The organism is Streptomyces sp. NBC_00237 (assembly GCF_026342435.1).
In the GTDB taxonomy this organism is placed as follows: Bacteria; Actinomycetota; Actinomycetes; order Streptomycetales; family Streptomycetaceae; genus Streptomyces.
Genome location: NZ_JAPEMT010000004.1, coordinates 365,889 through 389,248, shown reverse-complemented (window position 1 = coordinate 389,248; position 23,360 = coordinate 365,889). Strand labels below are relative to the sequence as shown.

General features: G+C 71.6%; 27 protein-coding genes and 1 pseudogene. 12 read left to right on the top strand and 16 right to left on the bottom strand.

All coding sequences use genetic code 11. The features are described 5' to 3' along the window. The first annotated feature begins 25 nt into the window (after positions 1-25). From OG897_RS34130 to OG897_RS34120, 3 genes are all read left to right on the top strand, one after another. The gene (locus OG897_RS34130) at positions 26-1,165 is read left to right on the top strand and encodes an alpha/beta fold hydrolase (protein ID WP_266663095.1); all 1,140 of its coding nucleotides are present in this window, start codon (positions 26-28) and stop codon (positions 1,163-1,165) included. Positions 1,166-1,188: 23 nt separating this feature from the next. Continuing rightward, on the top strand, positions 1,189-1,371 hold the full coding sequence (locus tag OG897_RS34125; protein WP_266663093.1) for a hypothetical protein: 183 nt from the start codon (positions 1,189-1,191) through the stop codon (positions 1,369-1,371). A gap of 63 nt (positions 1,372-1,434) precedes the next feature. Then, positions 1,435-1,806: an HAD-IA family hydrolase gene (locus OG897_RS34120; RefSeq protein ID WP_323188143.1), complete on the top strand. Its 372-nt coding sequence runs from the start codon at positions 1,435-1,437 to the stop codon at positions 1,804-1,806. Here OG897_RS34120 and OG897_RS34115 read toward each other — a convergent pair. The 3 genes and pseudogenes from OG897_RS34115 to OG897_RS34105 all read right to left on the bottom strand — a co-directional run bounded on the left by OG897_RS34115 (position 1,755) and on the right by OG897_RS34105 (position 4,479). Beyond that, positions 1,755-2,120 carry a hypothetical protein gene (locus OG897_RS34115; protein ID WP_266663091.1) on the bottom strand — a complete coding sequence of 122 codons (366 nt, stop codon included), beginning with the start codon at positions 2,118-2,120 and terminating at the stop codon, positions 1,755-1,757. The two genes, OG897_RS34120 and OG897_RS34115, sit on opposite strands and share 52 nt — an antisense overlap. 860 nt (positions 2,121-2,980) lie before the next feature. Then, a pseudogene (locus OG897_RS34110) lies at positions 2,981-3,403 on the bottom strand (NUDIX domain-containing protein); the annotation flags it as partial. Between the two features lie 14 nt (positions 3,404-3,417). Next, on the bottom strand, positions 3,418-4,479 hold the full coding sequence (locus OG897_RS34105) for an aldo/keto reductase (protein ID WP_266663089.1): 1,062 nt from the start codon (positions 4,477-4,479) through the stop codon (positions 3,418-3,420). 164 nt (positions 4,480-4,643) lie between these two features. Between OG897_RS34105 and OG897_RS34100 the strand changes: the two genes are divergently transcribed. Then, positions 4,644-5,093 carry a MerR family transcriptional regulator gene (locus OG897_RS34100; protein WP_266663087.1) on the top strand — a complete coding sequence of 150 codons (450 nt, stop codon included), beginning with the start codon at positions 4,644-4,646 and terminating at the stop codon, positions 5,091-5,093. A gap of 6 nt (positions 5,094-5,099) precedes the next feature. Here the strand turns inward: OG897_RS34100 and OG897_RS34095 are convergent, their stop codons facing one another. The 4 genes from OG897_RS34095 to OG897_RS34080 form a co-directional block, all read right to left on the bottom strand. Then, positions 5,100-5,444, bottom strand: coding sequence for a hypothetical protein (locus tag OG897_RS34095; protein ID WP_266663085.1), 345 nt, complete (start codon positions 5,442-5,444; stop codon positions 5,100-5,102). Between the two features lie 20 nt (positions 5,445-5,464). After that, complete coding sequence (locus OG897_RS34090; RefSeq protein WP_266663083.1) at positions 5,465-5,668, bottom strand: hypothetical protein; 204 nt, start codon at positions 5,666-5,668, stop codon at positions 5,465-5,467. Beyond that, positions 5,665-6,330 (bottom strand): hypothetical protein, encoded by a 666-nt coding sequence (locus OG897_RS34085; protein WP_266663081.1) that lies wholly within the window; start codon positions 6,328-6,330, stop codon positions 5,665-5,667. The genes OG897_RS34090 and OG897_RS34085 overlap by 4 nt, the downstream gene beginning before the upstream one ends. 130 nt (positions 6,331-6,460) lie before the next feature. After that, positions 6,461-7,012: a hypothetical protein gene (locus OG897_RS34080; protein ID WP_266663079.1), complete on the bottom strand. Its 552-nt coding sequence runs from the start codon at positions 7,010-7,012 to the stop codon at positions 6,461-6,463. Between the two features lie 134 nt (positions 7,013-7,146). Here OG897_RS34080 and OG897_RS34075 point away from each other — a divergent pair, with 134 nt between their 5' ends. Together OG897_RS34075 and OG897_RS34070 are read left to right on the top strand one after the other, a co-directional pair. Then, positions 7,147-7,557 carry a MarR family transcriptional regulator gene (locus tag OG897_RS34075; protein WP_266663077.1) on the top strand — a complete coding sequence of 137 codons (411 nt, stop codon included), beginning with the start codon at positions 7,147-7,149 and terminating at the stop codon, positions 7,555-7,557. Between the two features lie 253 nt (positions 7,558-7,810). Continuing rightward, positions 7,811-8,980: a serine hydrolase gene (locus OG897_RS34070; protein WP_266663075.1), complete on the top strand. Its 1,170-nt coding sequence runs from the start codon at positions 7,811-7,813 to the stop codon at positions 8,978-8,980. A gap of 108 nt (positions 8,981-9,088) precedes the next feature. On the opposite strand, the gene OG897_RS34065 is transcribed toward OG897_RS34070, so the two are convergent. The 3 genes from OG897_RS34065 to OG897_RS34055 form a co-directional block, all read right to left on the bottom strand. After that, a complete protein-coding gene (locus OG897_RS34065) occupies positions 9,089-10,567 on the bottom strand; it encodes an MFS transporter (RefSeq protein ID WP_266663073.1) in 1,479 nt (492 codons plus the stop codon). 212 nt (positions 10,568-10,779) lie between these two features. After that, positions 10,780-13,437 (bottom strand): rifamycin-inactivating phosphotransferase, encoded by a 2,658-nt coding sequence (gene rph / locus OG897_RS34060; RefSeq protein WP_266663071.1) that lies wholly within the window; start codon positions 13,435-13,437, stop codon positions 10,780-10,782. A 162-nt stretch (positions 13,438-13,599) separates the two neighbouring features. Then, positions 13,600-14,592, bottom strand: a complete 993-nt coding sequence (locus tag OG897_RS34055) for an NAD-dependent epimerase/dehydratase family protein (RefSeq protein WP_266663069.1) — start codon at positions 14,590-14,592, stop codon at positions 13,600-13,602. A 130-nt stretch (positions 14,593-14,722) separates the two neighbouring features. Between OG897_RS34055 and OG897_RS34050 the strand changes: the two genes are divergently transcribed. Together OG897_RS34050 and OG897_RS34045 are read left to right on the top strand one after the other, a co-directional pair. Continuing rightward, complete coding sequence (locus tag OG897_RS34050) at positions 14,723-15,307, top strand: DoxX family protein (protein WP_266663067.1); 585 nt, start codon at positions 14,723-14,725, stop codon at positions 15,305-15,307. A gap of 84 nt (positions 15,308-15,391) precedes the next feature. Continuing rightward, complete coding sequence (locus tag OG897_RS34045) at positions 15,392-15,820, top strand: nuclear transport factor 2 family protein (RefSeq protein WP_266663065.1); 429 nt, start codon at positions 15,392-15,394, stop codon at positions 15,818-15,820. A 31-nt stretch (positions 15,821-15,851) separates the two neighbouring features. Here the strand turns inward: OG897_RS34045 and OG897_RS34040 are convergent, their stop codons facing one another. Both OG897_RS34040 and OG897_RS34035 read right to left on the bottom strand, forming a co-directional pair. Beyond that, on the bottom strand, positions 15,852-17,201 hold the full coding sequence (locus OG897_RS34040; protein WP_266663063.1) for a uracil-xanthine permease family protein: 1,350 nt from the start codon (positions 17,199-17,201) through the stop codon (positions 15,852-15,854). Then, complete coding sequence (locus OG897_RS34035; protein WP_266663061.1) at positions 17,198-18,322, bottom strand: aryl-sulfate sulfotransferase; 1,125 nt, start codon at positions 18,320-18,322, stop codon at positions 17,198-17,200. Before OG897_RS34035 ends, OG897_RS34040 begins: the two co-directional genes overlap by 4 nt. Before the next feature lie 141 nt (positions 18,323-18,463). On the opposite strand from OG897_RS34035, the gene OG897_RS34030 reads away from it, so the two are divergent. Beyond that, on the top strand, positions 18,464-19,048 hold the full coding sequence (locus OG897_RS34030) for a helix-turn-helix domain-containing protein (protein ID WP_266663059.1): 585 nt from the start codon (positions 18,464-18,466) through the stop codon (positions 19,046-19,048). On the opposite strand, the gene OG897_RS34025 is transcribed toward OG897_RS34030, so the two are convergent. From OG897_RS34025 to OG897_RS34015, 3 genes are all read right to left on the bottom strand, one after another. Continuing rightward, positions 18,952-19,356 (bottom strand): hypothetical protein, encoded by a 405-nt coding sequence (locus OG897_RS34025; RefSeq protein ID WP_266663057.1) that lies wholly within the window; start codon positions 19,354-19,356, stop codon positions 18,952-18,954. The two genes, OG897_RS34030 and OG897_RS34025, sit on opposite strands and share 97 nt — an antisense overlap. Positions 19,357-19,453: 97 nt before the next feature. Next, positions 19,454-19,987, bottom strand: a complete 534-nt coding sequence (locus OG897_RS34020; RefSeq protein ID WP_266663055.1) for an NUDIX domain-containing protein — start codon at positions 19,985-19,987, stop codon at positions 19,454-19,456. 87 nt (positions 19,988-20,074) lie between these two features. Continuing rightward, positions 20,075-20,362 (bottom strand): DUF1905 domain-containing protein, encoded by a 288-nt coding sequence (locus OG897_RS34015; protein ID WP_266663054.1) that lies wholly within the window; start codon positions 20,360-20,362, stop codon positions 20,075-20,077. Between the two features lie 163 nt (positions 20,363-20,525). On the opposite strand from OG897_RS34015, the gene OG897_RS34010 reads away from it, so the two are divergent. The 3 genes from OG897_RS34010 to OG897_RS34000 all read left to right on the top strand — a co-directional run bounded on the left by OG897_RS34010 (position 20,526) and on the right by OG897_RS34000 (position 22,296). After that, complete coding sequence (locus OG897_RS34010) at positions 20,526-21,485, top strand: SGNH/GDSL hydrolase family protein (protein ID WP_266663053.1); 960 nt, start codon at positions 20,526-20,528, stop codon at positions 21,483-21,485. 85 nt (positions 21,486-21,570) lie between these two features. Continuing rightward, complete coding sequence (locus tag OG897_RS34005; RefSeq protein ID WP_368082041.1) at positions 21,571-21,915, top strand: SCO0607 family lipoprotein; 345 nt, start codon at positions 21,571-21,573, stop codon at positions 21,913-21,915. Between the two features lie 132 nt (positions 21,916-22,047). Next, the gene (locus OG897_RS34000) at positions 22,048-22,296 is read left to right on the top strand and encodes a hypothetical protein (RefSeq protein WP_266663051.1); all 249 of its coding nucleotides are present in this window, start codon (positions 22,048-22,050) and stop codon (positions 22,294-22,296) included. A 58-nt stretch (positions 22,297-22,354) separates the two neighbouring features. Here the strand turns inward: OG897_RS34000 and OG897_RS33995 are convergent, their stop codons facing one another. Further along, positions 22,355-23,317 carry a GlxA family transcriptional regulator gene (locus tag OG897_RS33995; RefSeq protein WP_266663049.1) on the bottom strand — a complete coding sequence of 321 codons (963 nt, stop codon included), beginning with the start codon at positions 23,315-23,317 and terminating at the stop codon, positions 22,355-22,357. Between the last annotated feature and the right edge of the window lie 43 nt (positions 23,318-23,360).

The window sequence follows — 23,360 nt, the reverse complement described above, 5'->3', positions numbered from 1 at the left end:
CCCGGGACGCCTTCACGATCCTGTCATGAGCATCTCTTCCTCGCCCCGCCGCCGCACCTTCCTCAAGGGCGGTGCCGCAGCAGCGCTCGCCCTCGGGGGCACTCAAGCCAACTCCGCACGCGCCGAGGGGAGTTCGCGCGGCGTGACACTCCGACTGCCCCCGCCCACCGGCCCGTACCCCGTCGGAGGTGACGTCCGGTACCTCGTCGACGCGTCGCGCAACGACCCGTGGAACCCCGCCATCGGCGTGCGCGAACTCATGGTCACCGTCCTGCGACCGGCCCTCCCCAGCGGGCGGCACCCTCGGCTGCCGCAGCTCACGCCCGAAGCCGCCACCTGGTTCACCCGCCTCGCCCATCTGGTCCGCGCCCCGTACCTGCCGCCCGCCGGAGTCGACTGGGGAGCCACCCTCACCCACGCCCGCACCGGGACCACGCCCCTGCCGCGACGACGCCCCACCCTCCTCTACAGCCCCGGCGGCGGCGACTCCCGCACCATGGGCAGCGCCCTGGCGACCGACCTCGCCTCGCACGGCTGGACCGTGGTCCTGGTGGACCACCCCGGGGACGCCAGCCAGGTCGAGTTCCCCGGCGTACGGCCGCCGGGACGCCCGGAACCCGTGCGGCCGACCGAGCTGCGCCCGGACACGATGGATGCGGCGCGCTTCCGCACCATGATCGGGACCCGGGTCGCCGACCTCCGCTTCGTACTCGACGCACTGCGTCTGCAGCGGGTCGGACTGTACGGGCACTCGGCGGGCGGCACCGCCGTCGCCCAGGCGCTCCACGAGGACCGGCGCGTCGCCTCGGCCATCAATCTGGAGGGCTACCTCGACGGAATCGACGGCGAACTCTTCCCGGTGGCCCGGCAACGCCCGGACCGCCCCCTGCTCCTCGCGGGCACCGACGGCTTCCGCGACGCCCGCTTCGACCGTTCCTGGTCCGCGCTCCTCGCCCACGGCGGCCCGGTCACCCGCCGCGAGATCGCGAACGCCGGGCACTGGGCTTTCACCGACTACGCGGCCCTCGCCCCGCAGCTCCAGAAGGCGGGCCTGATGACGGCGGCCCAGCGGGCGGGCATGGTGGGGGCGGCGGACCCCCGGGTGACGGTGCGCGCGGTCGGGCATCTCGTACGGTCGTTCTTCGGGCGGTACCTGGCGGTGTGATCCGGCTGGCATGATGCGTGGCCATGGATTCTTTGCCCTGGGACGCGGTGCTGTGCGACTTCGACGGAGTGGTGAACCTGTGGGAACCCGACGGCATGGCCGCACTGGACCGGGCCTGGGGTCTCCCGGAAGGGAGCCTGGCCGGGGCGGCGTTCGCCGATGAGCTGCTGGAGGACGCCGTCACGGGACGGCTCACCGACGAGTAGTGGCGGTCACAGGTTGCCGTCGCGCTGACCGGGGCCTGCGGAACGGCCGGACGGGCCCGGGCCTTGGTCGACGCGTGGTACGGACTCAGCGGCCGGATCGACACCGAGGTCATGGAACTGCTGACCGCCCTGCGCGGCAGGGTGCCGGTGGTCCTCGTCTCCAACGCCACCACCCGGCTGGAGTCGTACCTCGCCGCGCACGGGCTCGCCAAGTCCTTCGACGCGGTCGTCAACACTTCCCGGATCGGGGTCGCCAAGCCCGATCCGCGGGTCTTCGAAGAGGCGGCGCTGCGGGTCGGGGTGGAGGTGAAGCGCTGCCTGTTCGTGGACGACACGCTTGCCAATGTCGTCGCGGCGAGGAAGGCCGGGATGCAGGGGGTGCACTACCGGAATGTGGGCCAACTCCGGGAAGAGTTCGGGGTGTTGCCTGACTGAGGTGCGACCCCGGCCAGTGCGAGTGCGGAGGCAGCGAGGTGGTCCGGGTCGGCGCCGTCCGTGGGCAGCAGGGGTGCGCCGGGCGGCGCACGGAGGGCGGATGCCTCCGCCTCGGCGGCGGTGGTCGCTGCCGCCAGCTCCGGTCCTGCGAGGCCGCGGCGTAGGTCTCCGGAGATGGGCGGACCTTCGCCCAGGGCGCGACGGGTGATCCGGTCGGCCAGCGTCGCCGGTTGTGCGCCGAGGACGACGAGGGAGGCCGGGAGGTGCTGCCGGAGGGCGGTCGCGGTGGCCATGTCGCCGGTCAGGACGACCACGGCCACTCCGCGCGGCCAACCGCCGTGCCATGGAACGGGCGTTGCGGGCGCGCAGTGTACATACTAGTAGGTACAGAAGATCGTCAGGCGTGCGCGGCGGCGGGGCTGAGCCAGAGGGACTCGGCGTGGGCGCAGAGTTCACCGTCACGGGTGGCGACGGCGCTGCCCGCCACGTACTTGCGGCCGGAGTGCGAGATCTTCCACCCGAACGTCACGTACTCCTCGCCCAGCACCACCGGCCTCAGCACGGCCGCCGCGAGGTACGCCGTGACCGTGCCGCGCGGTGCGTCGGAGAAGAGGTGGCAGGTCCACCCGGCGGGGCAGTCGAGCGCACCCCACACGTGCTCGACGGGCAGAACCGTACCGCCGGGGCTCAGTTCGGGATCCGGTCGCCAGGTCGTGGCCACCATGGACTCCTCGGGCAGCGCCGAGAGGTTCTGCCGCAGGCCCCGTCCGGGTTCCCGGCCCATGCCGCAGCCGAAGCAGTCGGGGGTGGAGAAGGGGGTGTCCGTGAGCGAGTGCTCCTTCTCGGCGCGGAGCGCGTCCTCCCAGGTGGGGATGCGGGGAGGCAGGGGCGGGGTCCCGTACGGCTGGGCGATCGCGAAGGGGGCTTCGCCGTCGGTGACTTCCCGGATCTCGTACGAGGCCCCGGGCGCGGGCCGTATCTCCAGGGGAGTGCCGAGCGGCAACGGTCGGCGGAAGCTCACCTTCACCGGGTCGCCGCCCTCGTACCGCCGCGCGAGCAGCCCGGCCGCGTAGCCGCCGAACCCCACCCCCGGCAGCCCGTACAGGTGGGGCGGGACGGCGAACCCGGTGGTGGCCCGGCGGTCCCGCGTGGCGAGAGAGGACTCCACGCGCCCCAGCCACGCGTCCTGCCCGTCGGCCAGCGGCTCCGGCAGGGGGAGTGGGACGAACCGGCACGCGAACACGTACCCGGCGTCGCCGCCGTCCCCTTCGACCCGGTGCTCCCACGCGTCAGGGGTGTCCGCCGGGGCCCTGAGGAGGAAGAAGGTGGTGCGCCGGGGCTGTCCCGTCTCGGGGTGGGGTTTGTCCTCCACGGCCAGCTCCCGTACGACCGTGGCCGTCGTCAGCCCCGTCTCCTCGACGACCTCCCGCAGGACGGCCGCCGCCGGGTCCTCACCCAACTCGGCACCACCTGTTGTGACTTGGGTGCCCGCATCCGGTATTCCCACGTGGTCGAAGACCAGGAGTTCTGGAGTGTCCCGCTCCCTGATGACGTATCCCGCTACACGAATCCGAGGGTGATCCAGAGGTGGAGTCATCCCGGAATTCTCGCTCAGCCCGCGGACCTCTCCGCAAGCGGGCGGCGGCGCAGGGCGGTCTCGGTGAGGGAGCGCGGGGGGAAGGAGGCCGTCGGGTCGTAGAGGTTCGTGCCCGGCGGCACGATCTCGTCGATCCGGTCGAGGGCCGCGTCGTCCAGGGTGAGCGCGGCACCCGCGAGCAGCCCCTCCAACTGCCCCATGGTGCGCGGCCCGAGGATGGCCGAGGTGACGCCCGGGTGGGCGACGGTGAAGGCCACCGCGAGCTGCGGGAGGGTGCAGCCGATGCCGTCCGCGAGCTCGACGAGCTGCTCGACGGCGTCGTACTTGGCCGCGTTGGCGGCGAGTTGAGGATCGAAGTTCGCCGGACGGAACGCGGCCCGGCCGCCGGAGGCGAGGCCGGCGGGCCGGTGCTCGTCGTGCTTGCGGTGCTTGCCGGTGAGGAAGCCGAAGGCGAGCGGGCTCCAGACCAGCACGCCCATGCCGTACCGCTCGGCGACGGGCAGCAGCGAGGTCTCGACGCCTCGGGCCAGGATCGAGTACGGCGGCTGCGCGGTGCGGAACCGGCCCAGGGTGCGGCGCTCGGAGACGTGGTGGGCCTCGACGATCTCGTCGGGTTGGTGGTTCGAGCAGCCGAAGGAGCGGATCTTGCCCGCGCGTACGAGATCGGTGAGGACGGAGAGCGTCTCCTCGACGTCGGTGGTGTGGTCGGGGAAGTGGATCTGGTAGAGGTCGATCCAGTCGGTGTTCAGACGGGTGAGGCTGTCCTCGACGGCCTTGAGGATCCAACGGCGTGAATTGCCGCCCTTGTTGGGACCGTCGCCCATCGGGAAGTGGACCTTGGTGGCGAGTACGACGTCGTCACGCCGACCGCGCAGCGCCTTGCCGACGATCTCCTCGGACTCGCCCCGCCCGTACATGTCGGCGGTGTCGAGGAAGTTGATCCCCCGGTCGATGGCGGCGTGGATGATGCGGACGCAGTCGTCGTGGTCGGCGTTGAAGCCGTCCTGGAACATCATGGTGCCGAGGCAGTGCGTGCTGACCTCTATGCCGGTCCTGCCGAGGGTGCGGTAGCGCATGGCGGTGCCCTTTGCTGGTCATGGGGTTGGCGGGTGCGTCCCGTACGGGAAGCGGCGGAGGCCGCCGGTCGGTCGCACGACGGACCCTAGGAGCTAGACCCGGCTCTAGATCAAGCCCTCCGCCACCGGGCCCCGTCGCGCCGGGCCCCGCTACGCTGACCCGCATGGTTGAGGTCCCCACGCATCTGAGCATCGGGCAGGTCGCCGAACGCACCGGCCTGAGCGTGCACGCGCTGCGCTTCTACGAGCGCGAGGGCCTCTTCCTTCACCCCGTGCGACGCCTCTCCGGCGGACGCCGCGTCTACGGCGCGGCGGACGTTGACTGGCTGACCGTCTGCGTCGTCCTCCGGGCCTCGGGCATGCCCCTGCCCGTGCTCCGCCGGTACACCGAGCTGGTCCGGGAGGGCGTCGGCAACGAGCCGGAACGCCTCGCCCTGATGCGGGAGCACGAGGCGCGGGTGACCGCGCAGATCGCCAGGCTCACTGAGTCCCGGGACCTGATCCGCTTCAAGGTCGGGGTGTACGAGGACATCCTCGACCAGGGCGAGGGCGAGGGCGAGGGCGAAGGCGAGGGCGGAGCCGTGGCCCAGCAGTGTCACGCCCCCGCCCTCTGACGCCTCCTACCGCACGACCCTCTCGATCCGGACACTGCTCGCGCCCGCCGGAGTGCCGCGTGCGTTCAGTAGCTGGACCGTTCCGTACAACCAACGGCCTTCGGGTGCGCGGGAGTTGACCCGCACCGTCGCCGGGAAGGGGGCGGATGCGCCGTGGGTGAGCCGGACCGGCTTCGTGTCGTCGCTCAGGACCGTGCCGAACGCGGGGGCGAAGTAGACGTCCCGGTAGTCGTACGCCGTCGTGCCGGACGGGATCGCGTAGCCGTCGACGACCACCGTGTACGTCCCGGCTTCCGGCGCGGGCACGCTCACGGACTCCTCCGAGCCGTCGGAGGCGGATAGGGCCACCATCTGGCCGTCCTTCAGGACGATCAGGTCCAGATCGGCCCCCGCGTCTCGCCCTCCCTGACGCTCGGCCGCGCGGACTTCGCGGCACCGAGCGGACCGCCCTTCAACGTGGCGTCCAGCGGCGCGAGTTGCTTGGTCACCTGCCAGCGCACGGGAGCGGGACTGCCGACCCTCGCCTCGGGCACGACGTTCACCGCCGGGTCGAAGGCCGTGCCGAGCACCGTCACGTCGAGCGCGTACGGCGTGGCGAGCCGCGGTGCCGTGCGCAGCGACTCGACCTCCCAGTCGACCGCACCGGTCTCGTGGGTGGGGGTGTACGGATTCGCCGCCGGGGTGTTCCGGCCGGGGGCGGGGTGCGCCTCGGGTCCGGGGTGTCGGCGGGCTTGGGGGCGTCCGGCCCGCGGTCCTGCCGGACGTCGCGCTTGAGGTCGATTGCCTCTACGGCGGCGAGGCGCGCCGCAGCCCGGAGCGCGGCCTCGGCCCGGGGAGTGGGCAGGGTGGCCCGTACGTAACCGAGCTTGTCGTGCGTACGGTCGATCCGCGTACCGGGTACGGCGCGGAGCTGGGCGGTGAGCTGTTCGGTGGCACCCGGTGCGGCGGCCACCATCACGGTCACGTCCTGGGCACCGGACGTCCGGGCCCGGGCGAGCAGTGCCTCGTCCGCGCCGCCCAGTTCGGGCTGAGCCGTTCGAGGGCTCTTCGGGAGGGGACGGTCCGTGTCCGCCGCGAACGCGGGGGCCGGGGCGGTTGCGCACCATCCGGTCAGGAGGAGGGTGAGGAGGGCGACGGCGAGGGAGCGCGCACCGCGTCGGACGCGGTGCGCTCCGGGTGTGTGGGGAGTCTCGGGTGTGTGGGGCGGCGGAATCGGCCTCGGTAAGAAGGACGTCATGACCGCGGAGCAGTCCCCAAGTGGCTTGTGTCTGGGGAGAGTTGGGATTGACGGAAGGCGCTCGCGGCGCACACCCGCCACTGGCGCGGGGCCGCCCGCTCCGAACGGAGTGCGGCCTTCTGGCTGTCGGCTACTCCGGTTCGGCCCGCAGGAGTTGGCGGCGGGCGATGCCTGTCATCCAGATCAGGGTGAAGGGGATGACGGTGAGGTTCTTCGCGGCCAGCAGGCAGGCGAAGTAGAGCGGGCGGTCGGCCTCGGGGACGTATGCGACGAGGACGTTCTCGGGCAGGTGGTTGAAGAGGAGTGTGGCCGCGCCGAGCAGGACGCCCTGGCCCAGGAGGTAGGGGAGGAAGTCGGCCGTGGTGGTGGGGTGGCGCTTGGGGACGACGGCCTCGCCCCGGCCGAAGGCGACCTCCGGGTCCTTGCGGATCGCCAGGTGGATCACGTAACCGACGAGGACGACGCGGGAGGTCAGGGTGAGGGCTTCGAGGGGGAGTCGCGGAAGGTCGTCGTACAGGCGGGAGAAGAAGCGCTCGGTCGCGGCGACGAGGCCGAGGGCGGTGAGGGGGAGGGCGTGGAGACGGTGGAAGGCGAAGGCCCAACGGGGCGTGTCCGCAACGGAGTTGATGGTCCTCCTTAAGGAGGGGCGGAAGGGGGCGGCGGTTTCCGTTCGACGGGTCATATTCCTTAGGTTAGTAAGATGCTTAGTGCTGTGAAGGGTTGAGGACCCTGAGATGACCCGGAGAAAACGAGAAGTGGAGCAATACCGTGCCAGATCACCGCAGAATCCCTGAAGGGGACCGCCTCGGGGCCGAGTTGAGTACCGCGGTCGTCCTCTTCCACGAGGCCGTGGGCCGACAGCTGGGGCTGAGCGCGGCCGATCAGCGCGCTCTGAGCCTGATCCGTCGGGAGGGGCCGTTCACCGCCGGGGTCCTGGCGCAGCGCATCGGGGTCACCTCGGGGGCGGCGACCGGGCTGATCGACCGGCTGGAGCGGGGTGGGCACGTACGTCGTGCGGCCGATGCGGGCGACCGTCGGCGGATCCTCGTCGAGGCCCGTCCGGACGCGCCCGGGACCGGTGCGCTGGAGGAGCTGGGCCGGGCCATGGGAGTGTTCATGGCCCGGTACGACGCGGACGAACTCGCGGTCATCGAGGACTACGTACGCGGCACGATCGAGGTCCTCGGCGAACAGACGCGGAGGCTGGGTCCGCGGGGCGAGGCGTAGGGGGCGGGGGGTAGGGGACGGGCGGCTGTTGCGGAGGGGGCTACGCCCCTTGCCCCCCTGTACGGATTCGCCGCGCGTCCTCAAGCGCCGGACCCTCACGCAGCGGCCTGAACCTCAGCCATCGACCGGCATTGGCTGGAAATGGGTCAACCCTCCCAGACCGCGCAACCCCGCACATCCGCCCCCGGTCCTCCCCCGCGACATGCCGCCGCACCCGTCGCCCGGCACGCACCCGACTCGCCAAGGACCCCACATGCCCGCACGTCCCACCCGCACCGCCCTCCTCACCGCCACCGCCCTGGCCGCCCTCACCGCCGCCACCCTCGCAAGCCCCGCCACCGCCCAGACCCGCGACCGTACCGGCGACGACCACGCCCAGACCCGCGCCGCCGTCGACGCCCTCGTGCGTGACGGAGCTCCCGGCGTCGTCGCCCGCTCCGAGGGGCCCGGCGGGTCCCGGCCCTGGACGGCCACCGCCGGGGTCGGCAACGTGACCACCAAGAAGGAACGCAGTCCTCAGGACCGCTTCCGGATTGCCTCCCTCACCAAAACCTTCGTCGCCACCGTCGTGCTCCAGCTGGAAGCCGAGGGGAAGCTCCACCTCGACGACCGCGTCGACAAGTGGCTCCCGGGCGTCGTCAGCGGCCACGGCCACGACGGCCAGAAGATAACGATCCGCCAGCTCCTCCAGCACACCAGCGGCATCTTCGACTACACCACCGACCCGGAGTTCGCCCGGCAGCACATGGGCGTCGGCTTCCTTGAGCACCGCTACGACTCCCTCCCCGCCCGCGAACTCGTGAAGGTCGCCATGGGTCACGCCCCCGAATTCGACCCCGGCGCCAAGTGGCAGTACTCCAACACCAATTACGTCATCGCCGGAATGGTCATCGAGAAGGCCACCCACCGCTCGTACGAGAGCGAGATCGAGCGGCGCATCGTGCGCCCCCTGGGCCTGCGCGCCACGTCCGTCCCGCACGACGAGTCCCGGATGCCCCGGCCCAGCAGCCGTGCGTACAGCACGCTCGGGATCGACCCGGCGACCGGGAAGAAGTACGACATCACCGAATTCAACCCCACCCTGGCCGGTGCCTCGGGCGGCATGATCTCCAGCACCGCCGACCTCAACCGCTTCTACCGCTCCCTCCTCACCGGCAAGCTCCTGCCCGCGCAGCAGCTCAAGGAGATGAAGACCACCGTCCCGGTCCACGAACAGCGCCCCGACCTCGGCTACGGGCTGGGCATCTTCAAGGAGGAGCAGTCCTGCGGGAAGGTGATCTGGGGCCACACCGGCGGCATCTTCGGCTCGACCACCCACACGATGACCTCAGGCGACGGACGGAAGACCGTCTCCCTGAACCTCAACAACGACTGGAGCGGGGACACCGACTCCGTGATGGAGGCCGAGTTCTGCCCCAAGTAGCCGGGCCCTGCCCCCAGTAGAACCATGGGGGGTGGGCCCCGCCACGCGGACGGCCCACCCCCCGACACCTCCGCTCCTCCCAGAGCAGCCCACGCCCTACACGCCCGCCTACACGCCCACCTGCTCACCCGACGCGGACCCGGCAGCCTGCCCGGTACCAGAACTGCTACCAGAACCGGTACCAGTACCCGGGCGAGATCCGTTCCGCTTCTCGCCCCGCATCACCAGCAACGTGACCAGTCCACCCAGCGCGGCCACCCCCGCCGCCCCGACGAAGGCCGCACCGAACCCGTCCGTCAGCGCCGGGAGGTCGCCGAGTTCGCCCGCGCCCTGTGACGTCGCCAGCGCGGTCAGCGCCGCCAGGCCGAGTGCCGAACCCACCTGGTAGGTGGTGTTGACGATGCCGGAGGCAAGGCCGGCCTGCTCCTGCGGGGCCCCGGACATCGCGGTCATCATCGCCGGGATGTACGCGAGCGACATGCCGAGCGCGGCGACCAGCGACGCCGGGAGCACGTCCACCAGGAAGCTCCCCGTCGGCTCGACCGCCGACAGCCACAGCAAACCGGCCGCCAGCACCAGCAGCCCGCCCCCGATCAGCGGCCTCGCGCCGAACTTCGCCATCAGCCGGGCCGTGATCGCCGTCATGAAGATCATCAGGAGTACGGTCATCGGCACCAGCGCCGCCCCGCTCGCGAACGCCCCGTAGCCCAGGACCTGTTGCAGGTACAGGTTGAGGAAGTACCACATCGGAATCCACGCCGCACCGAGCAGCAGCATCGCCAGGTTCGCCGACCCGAGCCGGGGCACCCGCCACACGCCGAGCGGCATGAGGGGTTCCCGTACGGACTTCTGGATGAAGAGGAAGACACCCAAGAGGGCTGCCGCGCCCAGCAGTTGGAGCACCGTCGCCGTGGAGCCCCAGCCGGTCTCCGGAGCCCGTACGACGGCGAAGACGGCCAGCGCGAGGCCCGCGGTGACGGCTACCGCGCCGGTGATGTCCACCGAGCCCCGGCGGCTCGCGACGGCGGGCAGTATCCGGGTGGCGGCCAGAGTGGCGAGGCCGATGGGAACGTAGATGACGAACACCCAGGGCCAGCTCAGCCACTCCGTGAACACGCCGCCCAGGAAGACTCCGGCCGTGCCGCCCGCCGGGGCTGCGGCGCCGTAGAAGGCCATGGCCTTGCCGAGTTCCTTCCGGTCGTGCCCGAAGAGCATCATCAGCAGGGTCATCGCGGACGGTGTGATGAGCGCTCCGCCGACGCCCTGGACGCCGCGTCCGAGCACTTCCGCCCAGGCGGTGGTGGCCGCCGCCGCGACGACCGATCCGGCGATCATCACGATCCAGCCGGTCACGAATATCTTCCGTGCGCCGATCAGGTCGGACAGCCGCCCGCCCAGCAGCAGCAACCCGCCGAACGCGATCACGTACGCGTTGAACACCCACTGCAACTCGCCCTGCGAGAAGCCCAGATCCTTCTGCATCTCGGGGAGCGCGACCCCGATGATCGACGTGTCCATGATGACCATGAACTGCGCGGTGGCCAGCACGGCGAGTGCCCACCAGCGCTTGGGATTGACGGTTGGCATGATCCTTCCCCTCTCTCGGATTGATACCCCCTAGGGGTATCTAGAGCTCGGACATTAACATACCGGTGGGGGGTATGTGAGAGGGGTGGGTGTGCGCTGCGGAAGGTGGGCGCGCAGCGGTCCGCTCCCCACGGGCGGAGAAGTCGCCCGTGGGGAGCGGGAGTTGGCGGAAATCGCCAGGGCCGGGCCACGTCAGGACGCGGCCGGAAAAGTCAGGGCAGGAGTTCGACGTACCCGTCCGTACCGTGCACCCGGATCCGCTGCCCGTCCCGGATCAGCCGGGTCGCCCCCTCCACCCCGACCACAGCGGGCAGCCCGTACTCCCGCGCGATCACCGCGCCGTGCGTCATCAGCCCGCCCACCTCCGTGACCAGACCCGCGATCCCGACGAACAGCGGTGACCAACTCGGGTCCGTGAAGGCCGTGACCAGGATGTCGCCCGGCTGGAGATCGGCGTCCGCCAGGTCGAGGACGACCCGGGCCCGCCCCTCCACGGTCCCCGCCGAAACCGCCACTCCGGTCAGCGCCCCCGCCGGTACGTCGTCGCGCCGGTACGAGCCCGAGAGGGCCTCGCCCTCCGAGGTGAGCACCCGGGGCGGGGTGAGCGTCCGGTACGTAAGGAACTCCTCCTTGCGCCGCCGGACGAGGTCGCCGACCGTCCGGCGCGAGCGCACGACCTCCTCGAACTCCCCGAAAGTGAGGTAGAAGGCGTCCTCCGCGCTGTCGAGCACACCCGCCCGCGCGAGGCGCTCCGCCTCCGCCAGCAGGGCCTGCTTGTAGACGAAGTAGCGGCAGATGATCACGTACTTCGGGTACTCCCGGTAGCCGATGAAGGTACGGACCCGGTCGATCATCCGCCAGGTCTCGGCGGCCTTCGCCTCCCCGTCCGGCAGCTCCCGCAGCCGCGCCAGCACCTCCTGCTTCTTGTGCAGTGCCCGCAGCCTGCCCTCCTCGAAACGCCGTGCGGCGGCCCCCGCCTCGAAGTTCCGTACGTTGTCGAGGATCACGGGCACCAGCGTGCTCGGGCGTTCGCGCCAGCGCGGGCGCGTGATGTCGATCTCCCCGACGCAGCGCATGCCGTACCGGTCGAGGTACGTCTCGATGGCGTCGCGCGCCTCCGCCCCGCCCGGGACCTTCGCCAACCCGTCGAGGAATTCCCCGCCTTCGACGTCCCGCAGGTCCCGCAGGAACGCCACCACCTTCGGGTGCGGACGGATCACGTCCGCGACGTCGAGCAGTTCGAGACCCATCTCCGACGTGATGTTGTCGGGCGCGGAGAGCGTGAGGGTGTCGGCCGCGTTCTTCTCGCCGAGCCACTCCTCCAGCTTCTCGTTGAGCCACCAGGTGGCCTCCATGCCCGCCATGACCGCCTGCATGCTCAACGGGTCGCCCAGCACCCGCTTGTGCTCCTCGAAAGCCTCCCGCAGGAAGTCGAACAGCGCCGGTCCGCTCTTCGTCCGGATCTCGCGCTCCAGGGCGGCGACGGAGGCCCGGCTGCTCTCGATCAGCCCGGTGACGAGCGCCGGATCGGTCGGGATCGGTTCGGGCGTCTTCCGCACAGGCGCAGGCGCAGGCGCCGTCGGCGGCCCGACGGGAGCCGGGTCCGGCAGCGACGGTACGAATCCCTCCCTGTCGAGTACGGTCTCCAGCGCGTCCCTGACCAGCGGGTCGCCCTTCCCGATGAGGTCCAGCAGCCCGGCCCGGCTCGCGGGCGAGGCCAGCCGCCGCGTGACGTCCACGAACAGCCGTCCGCCCGCCTCCGGCATCTCCACCATGGCCGTGCGCTGCCACATGGAGTACCCCAGGGGCTTCATCGCGTCCGTCATCATCTGCTGATGGCCCACGGAGACGTACACGTGATTCTCCTGGTCAGCGGCCTCCGGAAGCGGAAACAGCGTGGTGATCGGCCGACTCTGGACGATCCGGAAGTCGTCGTCTACCAGACACCACTCGATGTCCTGCGGACTGCCGAAGTACGCCTCGATCCGCCGCCCGAGTTCCACGAGCCGTACGGCCTGAGCGTCCGTCAGGGACGGCTGCTCCTGCCGCCGCGCGTCGACCGCGACCTCCTCCGTGCCGCCGCCCGGCAGGGGCTCGACGGCACGCTGCTTGGCGGCGATCGCCTTGGCGACGACCGCGCCGTCCCGCACCGTGAAGACGTCCGGGTTCACCAGCCCGGAGACCAGGGCCTCGCCGAGCCCGAAACCGGAGTCCACGGTGGCGACCTTCCGGTTGCCCGTGACGGGATCGGCCGTGAACAGGATTCCGGACGCCTGCGGGAACACCATCCGCTGCACGACCACGGCCATGTGCACCGCACGGTCGTCGATGCCGTTGTGTCGCCGGTACGTCACGGCCCGCTCGGTGAACAGCGAGGCCCAGCACCGGCTGACGTGCCGCAGGACCTCCGCCGCCCCGATGACGTTCAGGTACGTGTCCTGCTGACCGGCGAACGAGGCCGTCGGCAGGTCCTCCGCCGTCGCACTGGACCGTACGGCGTACGCGGCCCGGTCGCCGTGCCGGGCGAGCCCGCCCGTGATCTCCGCCGCGATGTCGTCCGGAATCGCGATGCCCTCGACGGCCGCGCGGATCTCCGCGCTGAGAGCACGTACCGTCTCCTGGTCGTCCGCCGCCACGCGCGACAACCGGTCGAGCAGAGCGCCGACCGCCGGAGCCTCCGCCACGACCCGCCGGAACGCGGCCGTCGTCACACAGAACCCGCCCGGCACCCGGACCCCTTCGATCCGCGACAGCGCGCCCAGATGCGCCCCCTTGCCGCCGACGGCCTCGATCCCTCGTCCGTCGGCCTCCGCCCCGTTGCCCTCGGCTCCGTCGACTTCTTGCAGATCCCGAACGTACTGCTCGCTCATCGTGCCGCTCTCATTTCCGCAGGTGGTGGCCTCGGCCGACGATTCTCCGCCACCCACGGGGTCTTGCCGCAAGCCCCCGGGTGAGCTATAGCTTGGTAGTGGCAGGGAGAGCGATCTCCCTGCTTTTGTCCTTTCCCTTGCCGCAGGGGCTCCGCCGCCCGGTCAGGCTTGGCGCAGCGCTGCGAGCAGTTCGCGTTCGCGCGCCGCGCTCAGGCCCGCGCGCCGTTCGCGGCCCAGGCCCTCTTCGCGTTCCCACTCCAGTGTGTCGGCGAGGAGTTCCGTGCGCGGGCGGTGGCGCAGGCCCGTGGCGGTCGCGGCTGCTCCACTGCGGGAGGAGAACGCCTCCCAGCCCGGCTCGACGATCCACAGCGCCAGCGATTCGGGGCCCATGAACTCGACCACGCCCTGCTCGCGCAGCCAGGCCGAGTCGGCGCGCACCACCGGACCGGTGTGCCCGCCCGCCGAACGGGACAGCTCGATCCACTCGCCGAGCGGGACGACGGGACCCACCGCGTTGTACGTCCCCGTGGTGCCCTTCTCGGCGGAGTCGAGCAGCCACGCCGAGAGGTCGCGCGCGTCGATCGCCTGGGTCGCCAGGGACGGTTCGTCGGGCACGAGCAGAGGGTCCCGGGGAGCGCGGGCGGCGCGGGCCGCCCAGTAGCCGGAGCGCCCGCTGTGGTCGCCGGGGCCGCCGATCAGGCCCGCCCTGGCGATGAGGAGGCGGTCGCCCACGGCTGCCGTGGACGCCTGCTCGCACGCCACCTTCGCCTGGCCGTACTGCTCGCGGTCGACCTCGCGCCCCTCCGCCGCCTGGAGGAGGGCCGCCGACTCGTCGGCGCCGTACTCCGCATGCGTGGCGTACGCGCTGACGGAGGACACGTACGTCCAGTGCCGGGCCCGCGCGCCCAGGGCGTCGAGCGCGTCCCGTACGAAACCGGGCTGCCAGGACACCTCCACGACGGCGTCCCAGTCGCGGTCCGCCACCTCCTCGTACGCGGAAGGCGAGGACCGGTCGGCGCCCACCAGCACCGCCCCCTCCGCGATCCCGCCGCTCTCGCCGCGCGCCAGACACGTCACCCGATGACCGCGCTCGACCGCCTGCCGCGACAGCTCCCTGCCCAGCCATGCCGTACCGCCAAGAACCAAGATCTCCATGGCCCCAGGCAAACACCGCCCGCGCCGGGATGCCCAGGGGGTTCGCTCATGGCGGACCGGTTGCGGACGTACGACAACCGTGCACGGCGGGTTCGTGCATGGCACGCGGCAGGGTGGGAACCCGCGCCGCATGGCACTCATCAGGAGGATCGCAAGGCCCTTGCTGGCCTCGGTATTCATCAGTGGCGGCATCGGCACCCTCCGGCGTCCGGAGCAGGTGGCTCCGGAAGCCGAGCCGGTGGCGGTACCGCTGGGACGACGCATCCCGAAGCTGCCCGCCGACCCCGAACAGCTCGTACGGATCAACGGCGCGGTGCAGCTGGGCGCAGGCACCCTCCTCGCCCTGGGCCGCTTCCCGCGCCTCGCCGCGTTCGCCCTGGCCGGGACGCTGGTGCCCACCACGCTGGCCGGGCACCGGTTCTGGGAGGAGAAGGACCCGGAGGCGAAGGCGCAGCAGCGCGACCACTTCCTCAAGAACCTCTCCCTGGTGGGCGGTCTGCTCGTCACGGCGGCCGACACCCACGGCAAGCCCTCGGTCGCCTGGCGGGCCCGCAAGTCCGGCGCGAAGGGGCGCCGGGCGGCCCAACAGGCGGGCCGCCGTGCCGAGTTGGCCGCCCGTCGCGCCGAGGTCGCCCGGGTGCGCTCCGCGCGGGCGGCGCAGAAGAGGGCGCACGCGGCGGCGGGTTCGTTCCGCAGGCGGGTTTCGGCCCGTTGAGGTGCGCGGAGACGAATTGAGCTGCGTGGCGGGGCCCTGAGGTGGTGAGCTGGACTCCTCTGCCGGAGTTCCCAGGAGGCCGCCTTGTCCCGCACGCCGCAGGAGATCTTCGAGAGTTACGTGTACGCCGGTTCGCTGAGCCACGACGCCGACGCCCTCGCCGCGCAGTTCACCGAGGACGCCGTCTTCGAGGCGCCGCTCGTGCCCGCCGCTTCCTCGTTCCCCCGGAGGCTGGAGGGCCGCGAGCAGATCCGTACCGCGATGGCGGCGTACTACGAGCGGCAGGCGGAAGGGCCCCGGGCCGCGCACGAGCGCGCGCCCAACCTCAAGAAGTCCGGGTACGTGCTGCACAGCACCGCCGATCCCGACGTCTTCGTCGCGGAGATCGACACGGTCTTCGACGGGGAGGACGGCGGGGCGGACGTGGTGGTCTCCCTGGTGCAGATCTTCCGTCTCCGGGACGGCCTGATCGCCCGCCTGCGGGACTACTTCGCGCCGGATCTGGTGAGCTGAGGCCGGACCCGCCGAGGGGCACGCTCGCCCCTCAGCCCTCCGCCGCCGCCTTCGACGCCCGAGCCGAGTCCGTGCCCGCCGACGAACCCGGTCCCGAGCCCCGCCCCGCCGCCGCGAACACCCCGTGCAGCACCACCGCCGTCAGCGTCCCGGCGACCACGCCCGAGCCCAGTACCGTCCGCACCCACGAAGGGAATCCGGCGTACAGCTGCGGGGCCACCACCGGCAGCAGCCCGACCGCCAGCGCCAGTGCCGCGATCATCGACTGGCCCTGCTGGGCGAGGTCGGAGCGGGCGAGCATCTGCACCCCCAGCACGGCGATGAGCGCGTACACGACGAGCGCCGAACCACCCACCACCGCGGGCGGAATCCCGGCCACCGCACGCGACACCGGCGACAGCAGCCCCACCGCCACCAGCAGCACGCCCGCCGCAGCGGTCACGTACCGGCTGCGCACCCCAGTGAGACGGCTGATGCCGATGTTCTCGGAGCTGGTCACCATCAGCGAGGTGCCCCACGCCCCGGCGAACAGCGACATCACCGCATCCGCCCGCGCCACCTTCGGCACGTCGCGCCCGGGAGCGGCCTCGCGTCCCGAGCTCTCGCTGTTGAGAACGGTCTGACCGGTGATCTCGGCGAGCGTGGTGAGGCTGAAGACGAGCAGCGGCAGCGCGGCCAGGAGGTCGAACCGAGGTGTCCCGTACGGGAAGAGCTCGGGGAGCGCGAAGCCGCTGCCCGCCGCCGGGCCGAAGGAACCGAGCCCCGTGGTCACCGCGATCACGGTCCCGGCGGTCATCCCGATGAGCACCGCGCTCTGCCGCCACACACCGCGCAGCAAGAGGTACGCGGCGAGGGTGACGGCGACCGTGAGACCGGCCAGGACCACGGACTCGGGCCGTGCCCGCCCGGTCGGCCCGGTGACGAGCTGCGCCGCCACCCGCACCATGGCGATGCCGATCAGCAGCACCGTCACGCCCATCACGAGCGGCGGGAAGAGCCGTACGATCCGCGCGTACAACGGCACCACCGCCAGCAGCAGCAACGCCGCGAGGAACACCGAACCCGTGGCGACGGCGGGCCCGTGATCGGCGGCGATCTGGAGGAACAGCGCGGCCGCCGCCCCGCCCGGCAGCATCACGAACGGCAGCCGCGCCCCCACCTTCCACACCCCGAGCGACTGGAGCAGCGACCCCGCGCCGCACAGCACGAGCACGGCGCTGAGCAGCGACGCCGTCCGGGCGGGGGAGAGGTGCAGGGCGGTGGCGGTCAGGAAGACCGTGGAGACGGGAGCGGCGGCCATCGCGAGGACGTGCTGGAGGGCGAGCGGGGCCAGCCGCCTGAGCGGAACCTTCTCGTCGACTGCTGCTACGGCTGTGCTCACCGGCCCGCCTCCAGCCAGGGCAGCTCCTCGGCCGCGTAACGGTACGAGCGGAACACGGCGTTCGGCTCGGCCGGGAAGAGGCCGCGCACCTCGGACTCCTCGTACCCGCCGAAGTACGGGACGACGTACTCCCAGACCACGAGACCGTCCGCCGTGACCTCGAAGAGCCGACCCGCCGGGGAGTCCGTGACCAGGGTGTTCCCGTTCGGGAGGCGCTGGGCGGAGCCCATGAAGGGCGCGAAGAAGGACTCCTTGGCGGGGTCGTGGTACTCCCACACCACCTCCTTCGTCGTACGGTCGATCTCGATGACGCGCGAGTACGGGACGTCGTGGCCCGGCCGGAAGACGCCGTTGTCGAAGACGAGGAAGTTGCCGTCTCCCAGCTCGGTGGGGTGGTGCTGCTGGGAGACGGTGCCCGGATCCGTGCGCCACAGGACGTCGCCCGTGTCGCGGCTGATGACGATGACGGCGGAGGAACTGCGCAGGCTCGCCAGGACGTTGCCGTCGGCGAGCGGGGCGACGGAGTTGATCAGAGGCCAGTGCTCGCGCGCGTAGTCGGGGTGCAGCGCGTACGCGTCCCGGTCGAGGTGCTCGAAGGCCCGCCAGGACCAGACCTCGGTTCCGTCCGCGTCGACCTCGACGATGGTGTCGGCCCAGACGGTCCCGCCCCTGGCCTCCGACCCCGCGACCCCGCCGCGCACCCCTTCCGCGTCCGTACCGGTCAGCGCTTCGACGGCGGTGTACAGGATCCCGCCGCCTTCGAGGTGGTGCGCGTCGTGGTGCTGGAGCGGGTCGCGGTGCTCGCGCAGGGGCGTGCCGTCGGGCGCGTACACGCCGAGGACCCCGCCCCGGTACTTGTGCCACATGGGGAACAGGGCTTCCTGGTCCGGGAGTACGCCGTTGTGGGCGAGGCTCCCGTCGCCGAGCATCCGCGCGTGCCGCCCGGCCCGGTACGGCAGCTTCCAGGTGTGGACCTCGGTGCCGTACAGGTCGATCAGGTGGACCTCGCCGCCGCCGGTCAGCGGCGCGAAGAGGGTGTACCCGGCGAAGGCGCGCGCCGTGTCGAGGGCGATGAGCCCGGTCCCGCGGCGGCGGCGCTGGTTCTGGTCGACGCTGGTCACGACAACCCCTTCCCATTCTCAAAGTTTCTTTGACTCGGTCGAATGTCTTTGAAGGTAGGGGAGTTGTATGTCAGGGGTGTGACAGGAGTACGAAGCCTCGCGCGAAGCTGCATAAGGTGATCGCGAGACGTGAGGACGGCCATGAACGACACGCAGGACACGAACGCGCGGCACGGTGACGACAAGCCGCATTCCGGGCTCGGCGGTGCCGTGCGCCGCCGTCGGCGGGCACTCGGCCTGACCCTGGCGGGCCTCGCCGAACGCAGCGGTCTGTCCGTGCCCTTCCTCAGCCAGATCGAGAACGAACGCGCCCGCCCGAGCATCCGCTCCCTGCAACGCATAGCCGACGGTCTGCGGACCACCGCCGTCCAGCTCATGGCCGCCGCCGACGACACCCGCACCGCGCTCCACGTGGTCCGCGCCCAGGACGACCCGGGCCTCGCCACCGACACGGGGGTGCGCCCGCTGGTCAGGGGAGCCCGCCAGATGCACGCCCTGGAATTCACCGGACCCCAGCAGGCGGACCGCGAATTCCTGCACGAGAACGACGAGTTGATGTACGTGGCGGACGGTACCGCGGAGGTCCACGCCGACGGCCGCACCCTCGTCCTCGAACGCGGCGACACCCTCTACCTCACGGGCGGCGTACGCCACCGCTGGCGCGCCACCAGCCCGGACACCCGGGTGCTGGTGGTGGCCGTCGCGGACGGCAGCGACCGCTCGTAGACCGTCGCGACACTCACCGTGCTGCTGAAGGCACGCCCGATCACGGCCGGGACCACCGGCCCCGAGCGCAGCCGCAGCCAGGTGAAGACCGGCAGCACGAGGACGCAGCTCACCACCATCGCGGGCACGGCCACGCACCAGGCCCGGCCCGGGTACTGTCCGCCCATCAGCAGGGTGGGCAGGTGCCGGAGCGCGAAGGCCACGAGGCAGGCCCGTACGGTACGGGGCCAGGGCTTCGGCCACCGGAGCGCGAGGGCCGCACGCACCGAGGTGCGGCGCTCGACGACGCGCACGGCGAGGCGCGACACCGGACCATCGGGCAGGTCCGGACGTACTGGCCACCCACCACCCCGCCCCGCAGGAGTGGAGCCCGTTGGCCTTGGGCTTCCTCGACGCGCGCGGAAACTAGGAGGGGACCGGGGCGCCGTCCTGGAGGTACAGGGTGGTGCCCGTCCGCAGCGCTTCCCGTACGAGGGTGAGGCGGGCCGTCTGCCGGGGGCCGACGAGCGGGGCCCACTCCTCGACGGTGCGCAGCGCCCAGTCGTCGTGTTCGGCGGAGAGGGTGACGGTGAAGGCGGCGGGGGTGATCGACGGGCCCCGGAAGAGGAACTGGGTGTACGGGGCGAGGCCGGGCGGGCGGCACCAGTCGACGCCCAAGAGGTGCGGTGTGAGCGGGAGTTGGTGGCCGATCTCCTCGTCGACCTCGCGGACGGCGGCCTCCCACGGGTCCTGCCCGTGTTCGACGGTTCCGCCGGGGAACTGCCAGGCGTCCTCGTACGTGGCGTGCAGGAGCAGCAGACGCAGGTCGGGGTCGTGGAAGACGACGGAGGCGGCGGAGGTCGTGCGGACCATGGAGGCCAGCCACTCCTCGTGGGTGGGGTGCTGCTGTACGGCCATGTCCATGGTGTGCTCCTCGGGTTCGGCGGCAGTATTCACCACGTTGCCGGGGTGGGGCCGAACCTCCGGGCCGGGGAGGGCAATTGATCACCCCATTCGGTGAATGGGGAGGGGTCTGTCGCGGAGGTGTCAGAGGCGAACGGTCATGTCCACGGTGACCTCGTCGCCCGCCGCGAGTTTCTGCGGCTTGCGCACGGCCTGCTTGAGGGGGAGGAGGTACGCGCCCTCCTTCGGGAAGAGCGAGGTGGCGAAGGCGGCTTCGCCGATCCGGGCCTCGACGGGGACGGCGCCCCAGCCGTAGGTGGCCATCGAGGCGACCTCGCGGATGTCGGCGGACTGCTCCGCCGGGACGGGGACGAAGAAGAACGGGGAGGGGCCGCGCCACTCGATCACTCGGCCGGTGAAGGTGATGTCCATGCGGGGCGTCCGTTCTTCGGTGACTCGTGGCGGGCCGGGAGCAGTTCTGTCGGCAAGGTTGACGCAGGCACGACAGCACCCGCACATTACCTAGCGGTAGACCTACCTGTCGGTAAGTCCGGTCGCTCAGCTTCACGAGAAGCCTCACGAGAAGAGGGAGCACATGCCGAAGTCGTTCCGCAATGTCATGGCCGCGTCAACACTGGCCGGGGTCATGGTCCTCGGTCTCCCCGCCACTGCCGTACCGGCCGCCGCCGCACCCGCCGCCGTCGCACCCGCCGCCGCACCCACCGCCGCCCCGGCCTCCGCCCCTGCCTCCGGACCGGCCGGCTCCGCCTCGTACGGGACGCTCAACTACGTTGCGCTGGGCGACAGTTACAGCGCGGGCTCCGGCGTCCTCCCGGTGGACCTCAGCAATCTCCTCTGCGCGCGCTCCACCCGGAACTACCCCCACCTCATCGCCTCCAGAACGGGCGCCCGCCTCCAGGACGTCACCTGCGGCGGGGCCCAGACCAAGCACTTCAGCCAGTCCCAGTACCCGGGCACCGCCCCCCAGCTCGACGCGCTCTCCGCCACCACCGATCTGGTGACCCTGACCATCGGCGGCAACGACAACAGCACCTTCATCAACGCCGTCGTGGCCTGCGGTACGGCCGGAGTCCTCAGCGGCGGCAAGGGCAGTCCCTGCAAGGACAAGAACGGCACGATGTTCGAGGACCAGATCAAGGACACGACTTACCCGGCGTTGAAGGCCGCCCTGAGCGCGGTCCGCGCCAAGGCGCCCGGCGCTCGGGTGGCCGTGCTGGGTTACCCGTGGATCACCCCGGCCACCGCCGATCCGTCCTGCTTCGCCAAGATGCCCATCGCGACGGGCGACGTGCCGTACCTGCGCGGTATCCAGACGACCCTCAACTCCGCCGTCGAGCGTGCCGCCGAGGAGACCGGGGCCACCTATGTCGACCTCGCCGAGGTGTCCGACGGTCACGACGCGTGCAAGCCGATCGGCACGCGCTGGATAGAGCCGGTCCTCTTCGGCACCAACGTGGTTCCCGTTCACCCCAACGCCCTCGGCGAGCGCCGGATGGGTGAAGTCGCCCTGGCCGCGCTCGGTCTCGGCGGCTGAGTAGGCGTATTCGTGCGTGGAGTTGAGGAGATCGGGTCAGGCTTGTGTTCGACGCCGAACCGACTCTCACTCCGGGGAGCACACCATGCACCGCCGTACCACCCGTACCCGTACCCGTACCCGTACCCGTGCCTGTACAGCTGTCCGTCGCGGGGGCCGCCCGCTCGTCCTCCTGCTGGCCTCCGTGGCGGCGGTCCTCGCCCTCGGGGGCTGCGCGCAGGACGCGATCTGCGGGGGCGGTGAGTATCCCGTACTGAATGTCGGCTCCACCGGCCGCGCCTGTGCCCCCGACGGCGAGGAGCCGCCGAAGGGTTACGTCCGCTTCCCGGAGGGCAAGGTGCCGGAGCGGGTGGGGGACGAGTGGGACGAGTACTGGCAGACGCACACCGTCGACACGGACGGGAAGATCGTCACGGCCCCTGCCGGGTAGGGGAGTTCGTCCCGTTCCTGTTCATGCCGTCGCCGATCGCGCGTACGGTGGCCGTACGAGCCGCCAGGCACGGACACGGACGTGTACCCACGCGGACACGGACAGGGACATGAACAGCGAGGGCATCGGCACGTGACCGCGATCCCGGCACGGTTCGCCGCGCACGTCGGCAGGACCGTCAGAGACCTGCCCGCCCCGGCCAGGGAGGAACTGCACGACGCGCTCCTGCGGGCGTGCCGCGACCCCTGGTCCTGGCCGCAGGCCGACACGTACGAACTCGACGAGACGGTGCGCGTCATCACCACGTCCGCCGCGATCGTCCACTACGCCGTCCTGACGGGGGCCGACCCCCACCTCTGGGTCTTCGCCGTCGTCATCTGAAGACCTCTCCGCGCGGTCGCTCGGGGCGTGGTGGGCCGACATGACCCGGCGTGGCCGCTCAGGCCGCCGGATGCCCGCTGCGGAACGCGCGCCGGTAGCTGTCCGGTGGTACGCCGACCAACCGCTTGAACTGGCGGCGCAGCGTCGTCGCCGTGCCCATGCCGGTGGCGAGCGCCACGGACTCGACGCTCTGGTCGGTGGTCTCCAGCAGTTCCTGGGCGCGGCGTACGCGCTGGGTGAGCAGCCATTGGAGCGGGGTCTGTCCGGTCACCGAGCGGAACCGGCGGCCCAGGTGGCGCGGGCTCGTGTTCGCCCTGCGGGCCAGGTCGGCGACCGTCAGCGGACGGTCCAGGCGCTGTCCGGCCCAGGCGAGCAGGCCGGAGAGCGAGTGGTCGTCGTCGTCCGTGAGCTGGACCGGGGTCGACACGAACTGGGCCTGACCGCCCGGCCGGTGCGGCGGCATGACGAGCCGCCGGGCGACCGCGTTGGCGACGGCGGCGCCGTGGTCGAGGTGGATCACGTGCAGGCACAGGTCCACCGCCGCGGCCTTGCCCGCGGCGGTGAGGACGCTGCCGTTGTCCGTGTAGAGGACGTCCGGGTCGACCTCCGCCAGCGGATGGCGTGCGGCCAGGTCCGCGGCGTGCGCCCAGTGCGTGGTGGCCCGCCGCCCGTCGAGGAGCCCCGCGGCGCCCAGGACGAACGCACCCGTGCACAGCGACGCCACCCGCGCCCCGGCCTCGTGCGCCGCGCGCACGGTGTCGACCAGCTCCGTGGGCGGGGGCTCGTCGACGTCGGCGCAGGCGGGCACGATCACGAGGTCCGCCCCGATCGCGTACGGCAGGGCCCGGTCGGGCTCCACCGTGAACGGTCCGACCCGAACAGGGCTGTTCCCGCAGAGAGTCACGTCGTACCAGGCGTCGGCCGCGTCCCTCCCGGTCGGCGGATTGCCGAAGATCTCGTACGCCACTCCCAGTTCGAAGTGCAGCGGGCGGCCGACGGCGAGCAGCGCGACAGAGGGCATGTCCGAAAGTGTACGCATGACGTCGTTCTGGCCACTCACGCGG